The following is an 11570-nucleotide window of genomic DNA, read 5'->3' on the forward strand; positions in this document are numbered from 1 at the left end:
GCACGGAACATTACATCTTTGTAACAAACGCGTGATGAGCAGGTGATATGTTCATGCCGCGGGATTTCCGGCATAACGTTCGCTCAAACGAGGGGCGAATCTCATGCCGAAAGCCGCGACGGACTTGCCAGTGCTTTTCTTCCCGACAGGCGCAGATTGGGAAGCATGGCTGGTGATCAATCATGAAATCTCTCAAGGCGCTTGGCTCAAATTCTGCAAGAAGTCAGCCGAGATAAAAACCCTGTCCAGACAGGAGGCAATTGATGGTGCGCTTTGCTATGGCTGGATCGATGGCCAAGCCGACAAGTTTGACGAGCATTATTGGCTCGTCCGCTTCACACGGCGCAAGAGCACGAGCCCTTGGTCCGACATCAACCGCAAGCGCGCCAATGAACTGATCGACCAGAACCGCATTAAACCTGCCGGTCTTTTGGAAATCGAGCGGGCAAAAGCCGATGGGCGTTGGGACAAGGCCTATCTGCCGCAAAGCAAGGCAACCGTGCCCGACGATTTGCAGGCGGCCCTCGACGCAAATCCCGAGGCAACAAAAATGTTCCAGTTGCTGACCAGCGTGAATCGCTATGCCATCATTTACCGCGTCAATGATGCGAAGAAGCCCGAGACAAGGTTGCAGCGCATCGAAAAGTTCGTGACGATGCTAGCGCGCGGTGAAACCATTCATCCGCAAAAGACCAAGCCAGCAGGGTGAAAGCCATCGACTCCTGAATTCTGTCAGGAGGAGTCTGTAATTTCACGATCTTTCAGTGCATGGGAAAGACAGATCATTTCCTTTTTCAGGATGTTCATTTAATCGTAGGCACCATGAAAAAAGGTGATCATCTCTTTCTCGTCGACGGCTCCGGCTATATCTTCCGGGCCTATCATGCGCTGCCGCCCCTCACACGCAAATCGGATGGCCTGCCTGTCGGTGCCGTGTCCGGCTTCTGCAACATGCTGTGGAAGCTGCTGCGTGAAGCCAGGGACACATCCGTGGGCGTTACGCCGACGCATTTTGCCGTCATCTTCGACTATTCGTCGAACACATTCCGCAAGGATATTTACCCCGAATATAAGGCCAATCGCTCGGCACCGCCGGAAGACCTTATTCCGCAGTTCGGGCTGATTCGTCAGGCAACCAAGGCCTTCAATCTGCCGTGCATCGAAAAAGAAGGCTACGAGGCTGATGATCTGATCGCCACCTATGCGCGCATGGCTGAAGCTGTTGGTGCGGAAGTGACCATTATCTCATCAGACAAGGATCTGATGCAGCTCGTTACCCCCATGGTGTCCATGTATGACAGCATGAAGGACAAGCAGATCGGCATCCCTGACGTTATCGAAAAATGGGGTGTGCCGCCGGAAAAGATGATCGACCTGCAGGCACTGACAGGCGATTCCACCGATAATGTGCCGGGTATTCCCGGCATTGGTCCAAAGACTGCCGCACAGCTTCTGGAAGAGTTTGGCGATCTCGATACGCTGCTTGCACGCGCGGGTGAAATCAAGCAGCAGAAGCGCCGTGAAAACATCATTGAATTTTCTGAAATCGCCCGCATCTCGCGCCAGCTTGTGACGTTGAAGACCGACACACCCATTGATGTTGGTCTTGAGGACTTTGGTCTGGAACCACAGGATGGGCCAAAGCTGGTTGCCTTCCTCAAGGCGATGGAGTTCACGTCCCTCACCCGCCGCGCCGCTGAAGCCACCGGCATTGATGCGTCCCTCATTGAGGCATCGCAGGTAGGGGTTGATACGGTTGCCGAGGCGCATGGCCCGGATGTTGAAATCTCCACCGGTGCGGCGGCATCAGCTGCATCAGACGACAAGCCACAGGATAAATCGGACACGGGCGCAATGCTGCCCGCCGATCTGGTCAAGGCCCGCACGGACGAGGCGCTGGCCTCCAAGATCGACACATCAGGCTATACCTGCATTCGCGATCTTGCGACATTGCAGGCTTGGATCAACGAGGCGATGGAAGCAGGTATCGTTGCCTTCGATACCGAGACAACATCGCTCGATCCCATGCAGACCGAGCTTGTCGGCGTCTCCCTCGCTATCCGGCCCGGACATGCCTCCTATATTCCACTCAATCACAAGTCGGGAACCGGTGATCTTCTGGGTGGCGGCACTGTCGAAGGACAGATCCCGCTTGATGATGCCTTGCGCGCGTTGAAACCGCTGCTTGAAAACCGCTCGGTGCTCAAGATCGCGCACAACATGAAGTATGACTGGCTGGTCATGCATCGCTATGGCATCGATGCACATCCCTTCGATGATACGATGCTGATCTCCTATGTGCTTGATGCGGGTGAAGGCACCCACGGCATGGATGCCCTGTCAGAGCGCTGGCTGGGTCACACACCCATTGCTTATAAGGACGTGACCGGCAGCGGTAAGTCATCGGTTACATTCGATATGGTGGATATTGATCGCGCCACCGCCTACGCGGCTGAAGATGCTGACGTAACCCTGCGCTTGTGGCGCCTGCTCAAACCGCGGTTGGTCGAGGATGGTCTTGTCTCGGTCTATGAGCGGTTGGAGCGGCCGCTCGTTGCCGTATTGGCGCGGATGGAAGAGCGCGGCATATCCGTCGACAGGCAAATCCTGTCGCGACTGTCAGGTGATCTTGCCCAGGCCGCAGCCGCCATCGAACACGAGATTTACCAGCTTGCCGGGGAAAAGCTCAATATCGGCTCACCCAAGCAGCTTGGCGATATTCTCTTTGGCAAAATGAGCCTTCCCGGTGGATCGAAGACCAAGACGGGACAATGGTCAACGTCGGCGCAGGTGCTGGAGGACCTTGCTGCGGAAGGACACGAACTGCCGCGCAAGATTGTCGACTGGCGTCAGCTGACCAAACTCAAATCCACCTATACGGACGCCCTGCCCGGCTATATTCACCCGGATACCAAGCGGGTGCATACATCCTACGCCATGGCGGCGACTTCTACCGGACGGCTTTCCTCATCGGAACCGAACCTGCAGAACATTCCTGTGCGCACCAGCGAAGGCCGCAAGATTCGCACGGCGTTTATTGCTGCGCCGGGCAACAAGCTGATATCGGCCGACTACAGCCAGATCGAATTGCGGGTTCTGGCGCATGTCGCCGAGATTCCCCAGCTTACCCAGGCCTTTGCCGACGGCATCGACATTCATGCGATGACGGCTTCGGAAATGTTCGGCGTTCCCGTCAAGGATATGCCATCGGAAGTGCGGCGGCGCGCCAAGGCGATCAATTTCGGCATCATCTATGGTATTTCCGCCTTTGGTCTTGCCAATCAGCTTTCCATCCCGCGCGAAGAAGCCGGGCAATATATCCGCACCTATTTTGAGCGGTTCCCCGGCATCAAGGACTATATGGAAGCCACCAAGGCCTATGCCCGCCAGAACGGCTATGTCGAGACGATTTTTGGACGCCGCGCGCATTATCCTGAGATTCGCTCATCCAACCCGCAGGTTCGCGCATTCAATGAACGCGCATCGATCAACGCGCCGATTCAGGGTTCAGCCGCCGATATTATCCGCCGCGCCATGGTGCGGATGGAACCGGCCCTGAATGATGCAAAACTTTCGGCACGTATGCTGTTGCAGGTGCATGACGAATTGATTTTCGAAACCGCGGAAGCGGAAGTCGAAGCAACCATTCCCGTTGTTCGCGAGGTCATGGAAAATGCCGCCATGCCGGCCATTTCCCTGTCCGTACCGCTACGGGTTGATGCCCGCGCTGCGGATAATTGGGACGAAGCACATTAAGGCGGGTTTCTAACGAACTGAAAGTGGGCATGTGGGCAGGGTCGCTGTGCAGCAGCGGGGGGACGCCCCTCGATAAACGCTGCATGATTTTGGTTCCGCCCCCCACCCCGGACCTTTGGTCCGACCCTCCCCACAAGGGGGAGGGTAAGGGTGGTGCCATCTTAACCCTTACTGTAACCGGTCCAGCACTTTGCGCTGGGCATGCATTTCCAGAAAAATACGGTAATCCCGATCAAAGCGTGTCCGAGCCTTCGGTTCCGGCTGGCGGGGATGCCCGCCCTGTTTCATGGCCATGCAGGCGGCGGGCAGATCAGGATAAAGTCCCGCAGCCGTTGCCGCCACCATGGCAGTTCCAAGCAGCACTGCATCTTCAGCCGCCGATGTAATGACGGTGCATCCCGTCGCGTCGGCATAAAGCTCCATCAGCAATGGATTTTTGGTGTGCCCACCGGTGACATGCATCGTATCAATGGCATAGCCGCGCTCGTTCAGCGCATCGAGAACATGGCGCACGCCAAGCGCAATGCCGACGGAAGTGCGCCAGTAGAGACGGCACAGGCTGTCAAATGATGCATCGAGCGTCAGACCGCTGATCACGCCCACCGCATGCGGGTCCGCCAATGGCGACCGGTTGCCGTGAAAATCCGGCAGAACATGCAGGCGGCCAGCCAGATCAAGCCCTTCCTTTTCCCGCAGTTCCATAACGCGATCGGTGATTTTCTTGTGCAGGGCCGCATTGGGCTCGCCTGCGGCACCATGCCAGCGAATGATATGATCGAGCAGCGCGCCGGAAACGGACTGCCCACCTTCACTCAACCAGCAATCCGGCAGCGCGGCACCATAATAAGGCCCCCAGACACCATTGAAGGAAATCGGCTCTTGCGAGAGGGCCATCAGACAGCTGGAGGTTCCGGCGATCAAAGCCAGATGCCGGTCAATCTCCGAGAGGTCGCCAGCAAAACCACCGAGGACACCCAGCGCTCCCGCATAAGCATCGATCAGACCTGCGCCGACATGGCAGCGGGTGGTCAGGCCCAAAGCCTTTGCCGCCTCCGGGGTCAACGTGCCAACATCGGTGCCAACAGGACTTGCGCACTCGGGCAGATTGCCGCGCTCAACCATATCATCAAGACCGACAGCCTTGAGATAATCCGTCTGCCAACCCGGCTCTTCATGGGCGAGATAAGTCCATTTGCAGGTAATCGTACACTGCGAGCGTGCCAGTGATCCCGATGCTTTCCAGCTAAGGAAATCGGCAAGGTCAAAGAAATAGCCTGACTTGTTCCATGTTTCTGGCAGATGCCGCTTCAGCCACATCAATTTCGGCGTTTGCATTTCCGGCGACATGACGCCGCCGAGATATTTCAGGACATCGTGCCCCGTTGCCGTGCATTCATCTGCCTCATCAAGTGCGCGGTGATCCAGCCAGACGATCGTGTCCCAACGATTATCGCCTTCGGTCGACACGGTCAGCGGCTTGCCGTCCGTGTCGCGCACCACCAGCGAGCAGGTGGCATCAAAGCTGATACCGGTTATATCCGATGGATCGACCTTTGCCGCCGCTATCGCGCCCTGTACGGCAATACAGACGGACTTCCATATATCTTCCGAATTGTGCTCGGCATGGTCAGGCAGTGGGCGATTCATCAAAATGGGGTGCTCGACCCGCCCCAGCAGATTGCCATTGGTGTCAAGAATACCCGCCCGGGCGCTTCCTGTTCCCACATCCACAGCACATACGAAATCTGGCATTCGAACCTTCCGGCTTGTCGTGAACCGGAACGCTCTATTGAACGTTTGTTCGGGCTTGCAATAGCGATAGCAAACCTGGCAATTCCAGCATGTCGCCGAATATAAGGTCTGGCCCGAGAGACGCAAGCGCAGCTTCCAGCCTACCACCGCGTGCATGGGTTCCGCCGGTAAAGGCAAAAACTTTCATCCCGGCACGTTTGGCCGCTTCAATGCCCGCAGGACTGTCTTCAATGACCACGCACTCTTCAGGCGCAGTATTCATGGATTTGGCCGCGTGCAGAAACAGATCAGGCGCCGGCTTGCCGTGCTTGACCATCGTTGCGCTGAAAATATTCGGTTCGAGCAGATCAAGAAGCCCGGTCAATTTGAGCGAGAGCCGAATCCGTTCCGGTTGGCTTGATGAGGCGACGCAGCGCGGCAGGTCAAGCCGGGTCAAGGTCTCTGCAATACCGGGGATCGGCTTCAGGTCCTTTCGGAAGCGCGCGTAGAGATTGGCGCGCATATCCTCCAGATCCGCATCACTGGCGGCAAAGCCATAATCCTCATGCAGAATCTTGCTGATCGTCGTCATGCTGCGCCCGAGAAACATCTCATATGCTTCATCTTCGGACAATGACGTGCCGCTTTTCGCGATCATGTCGAGCAATACGGCAATGGAGATCGGCTCGCTGTCGACGAGCACCCCATCACAATCGAAGATGACGAGCTTTGTCATGGCGTCAGAGCTTGTCAGCGAGATAGAGCGTCAGCGTCTCGCGCGTGCCCTTTTCCCAAAGGGTTTTGAGAATACGGGAAAAGGATTCCACGAAAACGGGTGATGTTCCGACGTCACCGAAAATATCTGACATTGCCAGAAATGCCTTGGGATCGCTTTTGGCTTTCACTGCTACCGTCTTCAATCGCTCCGCATTTGCATCAAGATAGTTCGTCGGCTTGCCGCTATCGGTCGTTCCCTCGCAGAACCGGCACCAGAGTGCCGATACCAGCGAAAGGCCGGTAATGCTCTGTCCTGCCCTCAGCCGGTCCGCCGTTGTCGGCAGGATAAATTTCGGCTGGCGGTTGGAACCGTCCTGACACAGGCGCTGGATCGTGTCGCCAATCTTCGGGTTGGAAAAGCGCCGGTCGATCAGGTCGTAATATTCCTCGAAGGTAATGCCGGGCACTGGTGGCAAAACCGGAATGATCTCTTCACGTTCCAGTTTGCCGAGAAAGCCACGGATCAACGGCTCTTCCATCGCCTCATGGACGAAATGGATATCCATCAGCGCAGCCGGATAGGCAATGGTTGCATGGCCGCCATTGAGAATGCGGATTTTCATCAATTCATACGGCGCAACGTCCTGCACAAAGGTAACGCCGACCTTCTCCAGTGCCGGGCGGCCCGTGGGGAAATGGTCCTCAAGCACCCATTGCTTGAAAGGCTCACAGAAAACCGGCCAATTATCCTCGACACCGAAATCGCTCGCAAGCATTCCGCGCTCGCGGTCAGAGGTTGCCGGTGTGATGCGGTCAACCATGCTGTTCGGGAAAGCAACATTCTCCTTCACCCATTCGGCAAGGTCCGCATCGACAAGCGCGGCAAGGCCGCTGATGGCGTCGCTGGTGACATGGCCATTGCCCGGAATGTTGTCGCAGGACATGACAGTAAACGGTGCCGTGCCCTCAGTGCGGCGACGGATTAGCCCAGCCAGTATGAGGCCGAAAACCGTTTTGGGATCACTGATATTGGCGGCATCGGCAACGATTGCAGGATGCTGCGGGTTGAACACACCCGACGCCGGATCGATGAAATAGCCGCCTTCGGTGATGGTCAGCGACACGATCCGGATTTTGGGATCGGCAAGACGCGCAATGGTATTTTCCGTTTCACCCGGCTTCAGATAATCGATCATCGACCCGGTGACATGCGCCGTGCGATGACCACTGTCCTGTTCGACCACAGTCGTCAGCCAGTCCTGTTCTTTCAGCTTCTGGCGCATTGTTTCATCGGAAGCCAGAACACCGGCACCGATGATGGCCCAATCATGATCGCTGCCCGCATTAAAGAGATCATCGAGATAGACAGCCTGATGGGCGCGATGGAAATTGCCAATACCGAAATGAATGATACCGGCGGTCAAATCGGCCTTGTCGTAGCCGGGTACGGCGACATTGGCGGGAAGCTGCGGCAACGCGCTTCTGGAGAGTTTAACAGTCATCGGGCTTAACCCCTTCTTTCAAATGAAGATGCGCCTGCGCCCATTTTTCAGGGCGCAATTCCGCCTAGTTCATCCAGTTGCCGCCATCGACATTATATGTCTGCGCAACCACGTAATCGCTGTCACTGCTGGCAAGGAAAACCGCCATGCCGGTCAGGTCCTCAGCCGTACCCATGCGGCCATAGGGAACCGCCTCGCCAACCAGACGCTTTTTCTCGCCAAGTGGCCGGTTTTCATATTTGGCGAAGAGCGCATCGACCCCTGCCCAATGTTCGCCATCGACAACACCCGGCGCAATCGCGTTGACATTGATCCTGTGCTTGATGAGATCCTGCCCGGTCGACTGGGTGAGGCTGATAACGGCGGCCTTTGTTGCGCAATAGATCGCAACCAGCGCTTCGCCGCGACGGCCAGCCTGACTTGCCATATTGATGATCTTGCCACCCTTTCCGCGCGCAATCATCGCTTTCGCCACAGCCTGAAGCGTGAAGAGCGTGCCGGAGAAGTTCACCGCAAAAAGCTTGTCATAGCTCGCACGGGTGATCTCGACCGTCGGCGACATATCGAACAGCGCCGCATTGTTGATCAGGATGTCGATCCCGCCGAACGTGTCGACGGCTTCCTTGACAGCGGCATCAATGGACGCCTGATCCGTTACATCAAGTCGAACCGCATAGGCACCGTTACCGAGTTCCGACGCGGTTTCCTGTGCCCGCTTCAGATCAATATCGGCAATCACCACATGGGCGGCGCCTTCCTTGAGATAGGCTTCCGCGAAGGCACGGCCAATGCCCCGCGCCGATCCCGTGATGAACGCCGTCTTGCCTGCCAGTCTGCTCATTTCAAATCACCTGTCCGTCCGCGCCAAATCGATGAAGCCGCGCCGCATCCGGCGTAAGGAAAATCGGCTGGCCATGTTTTGTGTCAAAATCGCCATCGGTCCGCACGGTCACCTGACCGATACCGTCGACATGGGTATGAATGAAGGTGTCAGAACCAAGATGCTCGGTCACACCGACCTTGCCCTTCCACGCGCCTTCCGTTGTCGAAATGCGGATATGCTCCGGGCGAACGCCCAGCGTCGTCGCCTTGTGCCTGGCGGCTTCTGCGCCTTCAATAAGGTTCATGCGCGGTGAACCGATAAAGCCCGCAACAAACACATTCTTCGGGCTGCGATAAAGCTCCATCGGCGAGCCAACCTGCTCAATGCGTCCGGCATTCAGCACCACGATCTTGTCAGCCATGGTCATGGCCTCCACCTGATCGTGGGTCACGTAAATCATGGTTGTTTTCAGCTGATGGTGGAGATCGCTGATCTCCAGCCGCATATTGCCACGCAGCGCCGCATCGAGATTGGACAGCGGCTCGTCAAACAGAAACGCTTTTGGCTGACGGACAATCGCCCGGCCGATGGCAACGCGCTGACGCTGACCGCCCGACAATTGTCCCGGACGGCGGTCCAGATAATTGGTCAGATTGAGGATATGCGCCGCGTCCTTGACCTTCTTGTCGATGGCGGACTTTTCCTGCCCGTCCATTTTCAGCGGGAAGGCAATGTTGCCGTAAACGGTCATATGCGGATAGAGCGCATAGGACTGGAACACCATGGACAGGCCGCGCTTGGCCGGAGCCGCGCTCGACATATCCTTGCCGTCAATGATGATGCGCCCACCGCTCAGGTCCTCAAGACCGGCAATCATGCGCAGGAGCGTGGACTTGCCGCAGCCGGACGGACCGACGAACACAACAAACTCACCATCATTGATTTCAAGATCGATTTCAGGAATGACCGAGGTGGTTCCAAATGACTTCGATACTTTTTCGAGTGTAATGCTTCCCATAATATTTTTCCAATCTCTATTGGCTACGCCAAAGGCCGAAATCTATTTCACAGCGCCAAACGTCAGACCGCGCACCAGTTGCTTTTGCGAGAACCAGCCCATGATGAGGATGGGGGCAATCGCCATGGTGGATGCGGCAGATAGCTTGGCCCAGAACAAACCTTCGGGGCTTGAGTAGGATGCGATGAACTGTGTGAGCGGCGCTGCATTGGAAGTCGTCAGGTTCAGCGTCCAGAAGGCTTCGTTCCATGCCAGAATGATATTGAGCAGCATGGTCGAGGCAATACCGGGCACAGCCATGGGCGTGAGCACATAGATGATTTCCTTCATCAGCGATGCGCCATCCATGCGCGCCGCTTCGAGAATTTCGCCGGGAATTTCCTTGAAGTAGGTGTAGAGCATCCAGACGATGATCGGCAGATTGATCAGGGTCAGTACTCCAACGAGACCGATACGCGTATCGAGCAATCCCCAGTCGCGGAAGATGAGATAGAGCGGCACCAACACACCGACAGAAGGCATCATCTTGGTGGACAGCATCCACATCAAAATGTCCTTGGTGCGCTTTGTCGGCGAGAACGCCATCGCCCATGCGGCCGGAATGGCAAGCGCCAGACCAATCAGCGTTGATCCGACCGAGATCACCACGGAATTGCTGAAATGTTTGAAGTAGTTGGAGCGGCTCTGCACCTCGTGGTAATTTTCCAGCGTCCAGTCAAAGAACAGGAACTGCGGCGGCGTTGCGATAGCCGTGCCTTCCGTCTTGAAGCTGGTCAGGAACGTCCACAGGATCGGGAAGAAGATCAGAAAGCCGATCGTCCAGCCGATAACCGTAAAGATGACCTTGCTGCGTGTTGTCGTTGAGCGGGCCATGATCAGAGCCCTTTCTGGCCATATTGGCCGTATTCTGTTTCACGGATGGCGAGACAATCCGCGCGGAAGGTGGCGAGGCCGATGTGGTTCATCGGACGAAGGTGCCTGACAAAGCGGGTGTTAGCCAGCCGGAAACCCGAAGGGACGGGGCCTGTTGCGCCAATTCCGGCACAAAACCACTCGCCGGCACGAAGAGTGCGGGACTTCCTGTCTTTGCTTGATCTTGTCACAACATGCCTCCGTCAGAATTGGTCAATATGGTCAGAAAGGGCTCTTACCTCTCCAGGTTCTTGCCGATAAGGCGAATGAGGAAGAAGGCAACGATGTTGGCAAGAACCACCGCCACGATACCGCCAGCGGAAGCGCCACCCACATCGAACTGCAAAAGTGCCTGCATATAGATGAGATACGGAATATTGGTCGTCTGGATGCCGGGTCCGCCATTGGTGGTGACAAGAATTTCGGCGAAGACACTGAGCAGGAAGATTGTCTGGATCAGGATCACAACCGTGATCGCCCGCGACAGATGCGGCAGCACCAGATAAATGAAGCGCGAGATCGCCCCGGCGCCGTCCATTTCAGCCGCTTCCTTCTGCTCGCCATCCAGTGATTGCAGGGCGGTCAACAGAATGAGCGTGGCGAAGGGCAGCCATTGCCAGGCGACAATGAGAATGATCGAGAACATCGGCACCTGCGCAAACCAGTCGATCGGCTGGAAGCCGAACAGCCGGGCAATCCATGCGAAGAGCCCGTTGACCGGATGCATCAGCATGTTCTTCCACACCAGCGCCGACACCGTCGGCATGACGAAGAACGGCGCGATGACCAGCAGCCGGACGATACCCTGTCCGAAGAAAGGCTGATCCAGCACCAGCGCCAGCATAATGCCGCCAATAACAGTGATGAGCAGCGTGCCGCCCACCAGAACCAGCGTATTGCCAAGCGCGGTGAAGAATGCCGGATCGGTCAGAAAGTACTGATAGTTGAGAAAGCCGATAAATTCCTCGGTTCCCGGCATTAACAGATTGTAGCGCAGGAACGAGAAATAGAGGGTCATGACAAGCGGCACGATCATCCAGAGAAAGAGCAGGATGACGGCGGGCGACATCATGATACGGGCTGTTGCACGTGTCTGAAGCGTAGCCATGGT

The 11570-nt window shown here is 56.4% G+C and carries 10 protein-coding genes; 2 read left to right on the forward strand and 8 right to left on the reverse strand.

Features of this window, described 5'->3' with window-relative positions:
* The first annotated feature begins 103 nt into the window (after positions 1 to 103).
* Together FHW17_RS01720 and polA are read left to right on the forward strand one after the other, a co-directional pair.
* The gene (locus FHW17_RS01720) at positions 104 to 709 is read left to right on the forward strand and encodes a YdeI/OmpD-associated family protein (RefSeq protein WP_182509079.1); all 606 of its coding nucleotides are present in this window, start codon (positions 104 to 106) and stop codon (positions 707 to 709) included.
* 113 nt (positions 710 to 822) lie between these two features.
* The gene (gene polA / locus FHW17_RS01725) at positions 823 to 3756 is read left to right on the forward strand and encodes a DNA polymerase I (RefSeq protein ID WP_182509080.1); all 2934 of its coding nucleotides are present in this window, start codon (positions 823 to 825) and stop codon (positions 3754 to 3756) included.
* 168 nt (positions 3757 to 3924) lie between these two features.
* Here polA and FHW17_RS01730 read toward each other — a convergent pair whose 3' ends face one another.
* The 8 genes from FHW17_RS01730 to FHW17_RS01765 all read right to left on the reverse strand — a co-directional run bounded on the left by FHW17_RS01730 (position 3925) and on the right by FHW17_RS01765 (position 11567).
* Positions 3925 to 5508, reverse strand: a complete 1584-nt coding sequence (locus FHW17_RS01730) for an FGGY-family carbohydrate kinase (protein WP_182509081.1) — start codon at positions 5506 to 5508, stop codon at positions 3925 to 3927.
* Positions 5509 to 5542: 34 nt separating this feature from the next.
* A complete protein-coding gene (locus FHW17_RS01735) occupies positions 5543 to 6223 on the reverse strand; it encodes an HAD family hydrolase (protein ID WP_112528025.1) in 681 nt (226 codons plus the stop codon).
* Positions 6224 to 6227: 4 nt separating this feature from the next.
* Positions 6228 to 7706 (reverse strand): mannitol dehydrogenase family protein, encoded by a 1479-nt coding sequence (locus tag FHW17_RS01740; protein WP_182509082.1) that lies wholly within the window; start codon positions 7704 to 7706, stop codon positions 6228 to 6230.
* A gap of 64 nt (positions 7707 to 7770) precedes the next feature.
* Positions 7771 to 8547: an L-iditol 2-dehydrogenase gene (locus FHW17_RS01745; protein ID WP_182509083.1), complete on the reverse strand. Its 777-nt coding sequence runs from the start codon at positions 8545 to 8547 to the stop codon at positions 7771 to 7773.
* Between the two features lies 1 nt (position 8548).
* Positions 8549 to 9547 (reverse strand): ABC transporter ATP-binding protein, encoded by a 999-nt coding sequence (locus FHW17_RS01750; protein WP_112528019.1) that lies wholly within the window; start codon positions 9545 to 9547, stop codon positions 8549 to 8551.
* 42 nt (positions 9548 to 9589) lie between these two features.
* Positions 9590 to 10420, reverse strand: a complete 831-nt coding sequence (locus FHW17_RS01755; protein ID WP_112528017.1) for a carbohydrate ABC transporter permease — start codon at positions 10418 to 10420, stop codon at positions 9590 to 9592.
* A 2-nt stretch (positions 10421 to 10422) separates the two neighbouring features.
* On the reverse strand, positions 10423 to 10650 hold the full coding sequence (locus tag FHW17_RS01760; RefSeq protein WP_182509084.1) for a hypothetical protein: 228 nt from the start codon (positions 10648 to 10650) through the stop codon (positions 10423 to 10425).
* A gap of 44 nt (positions 10651 to 10694) precedes the next feature.
* The gene (locus FHW17_RS01765) at positions 10695 to 11567 is read right to left on the reverse strand and encodes a sugar ABC transporter permease (RefSeq protein ID WP_112528013.1); all 873 of its coding nucleotides are present in this window, start codon (positions 11565 to 11567) and stop codon (positions 10695 to 10697) included.
* Positions 11568 to 11570: the final 3 nt, after the last annotated feature.

Origin of the sequence: Phyllobacterium sp. P30BS-XVII, from assembly GCF_014138335.1 — a bacterium.
Taxonomy (GTDB): domain Bacteria; phylum Pseudomonadota; class Alphaproteobacteria; order Rhizobiales; family Rhizobiaceae; genus Phyllobacterium; species Phyllobacterium meliloti.

Coding starts and splice junctions, on each gene's coding strand:
- FHW17_RS01720 (WP_182509079.1), top strand. CDS start 104: ATGCCGAAAGCCGCGACGGACTTGCCAGTGCTTTTCTTCCCGACAGGC.
- polA (WP_182509080.1), top strand. CDS start 823: ATGAAAAAAGGTGATCATCTCTTTCTCGTCGACGGCTCCGGCTATATC.
- FHW17_RS01730 (WP_182509081.1), bottom strand. CDS start 5,508: ATGCCAGATTTCGTATGTGCTGTGGATGTGGGAACAGGAAGCGCCCGG.
- FHW17_RS01735 (WP_112528025.1), bottom strand. CDS start 6,223: ATGACAAAGCTCGTCATCTTCGATTGTGATGGGGTGCTCGTCGACAGC.
- FHW17_RS01740 (WP_182509082.1), bottom strand. CDS start 7,706: ATGACTGTTAAACTCTCCAGAAGCGCGTTGCCGCAGCTTCCCGCCAAT.
- FHW17_RS01745 (WP_182509083.1), bottom strand. CDS start 8,547: ATGAGCAGACTGGCAGGCAAGACGGCGTTCATCACGGGATCGGCGCGG.
- FHW17_RS01750 (WP_112528019.1), bottom strand. CDS start 9,547: ATGGGAAGCATTACACTCGAAAAAGTATCGAAGTCATTTGGAACCACC.
- FHW17_RS01755 (WP_112528017.1), bottom strand. CDS start 10,420: ATGGCCCGCTCAACGACAACACGCAGCAAGGTCATCTTTACGGTTATC.
- FHW17_RS01765 (WP_112528013.1), bottom strand. CDS start 11,567: ATGGCTACGCTTCAGACACGTGCAACAGCCCGTATCATGATGTCGCCC.